Source organism: Burkholderia sp. Bp8991 (assembly GCF_003853795.1).
Taxonomy (GTDB): domain Bacteria; phylum Pseudomonadota; class Gammaproteobacteria; order Burkholderiales; family Burkholderiaceae; genus Burkholderia.
Genome location: NZ_QTQJ01000078.1, coordinates 1 through 863 on the forward strand (window position 1 = coordinate 1; position 863 = coordinate 863).

An 863-nucleotide genomic window follows, 5' to 3' on the forward strand; every position below is an offset into this window, starting at 1 on the left:
GGTTTGGGAGCGATTGCGTAACCTGACGCCTGACTTTAAGGACGTCAGGAGAGGCAATTGCTCGATCGTAAGGCACTTCAGACGCTGGGCTGCTGGACCGGCTATCGGTTGGAGCGAGTGGAATGGCCGGAAGGCGAAGGCCGCACGCTGTCGCTGTATTTGAAGCCGGTCAGCAAGGTCATGTACTGCGAGCAATGCGGGGCACGCTGCCAGCAGATCCACGAGACAACGGTTCGCCGGGTGCGTGACCTGCCGCTGTTCGAGTACCGGGTGGTGCTGCACGTCCCCCGTCGTCGGGTCTGGTGCGAACGCTGCGGCGGTCCGCGGTTGGAGAAGCTGGCGTGGCCGGGCCGTTACCAGCGAGTAACGGAGCGCTTCGCCAAGGCCTGCGAGAAGTTGTTGCAAGCGGCCAGCGTGCAGGCGGTGGCGGCCTTCTACGATCTGGGCTGGCACACGGTCAAATCGATCGACAAGATGCGCTTGCGTGCCCGCGTGGCCGAGCCGGACTGGTCGACGATCCGCTATCTGGCGATGGACGAGTTCGCGCTGCATAAAGGCCATCGCTACGCCACGGTGGTGGTCGACCCGATCAGCCGGCAAGTACTCTGGATCGGACCGGGACGCTCGCGTGAGACGGCCCGGACCTTCTTCGAACAGCTTCCCAAAGGCGCGGCCAAGCGTATCGAAGCGGTAGCGATCGACATGACTACGGCCTATGAACTCGAAATCAGGGAACAGTGCCCGCAGGCGGAAATCGTCTTCGACCTGTACCACGTGGTGGCCAAGTACGGCCGCGAAGTAATCGATCGGGTGCGGGTCGATCAGGCCAATCAACTCCGACATGACAAGCCAGCCCGCAAGGT

1 protein-coding gene is annotated in these 863 nt (G+C 62.7%); it reads left to right on the top strand.

What is annotated here, in order from left to right; genetic code table 11:
- Positions 1–57: 57 nt before the first annotated feature.
- On the top strand, positions 58–863 hold an 806-nt coding region (locus DIE02_RS35210), incomplete at its 3' end, for an ISL3 family transposase (protein ID WP_124530301.1).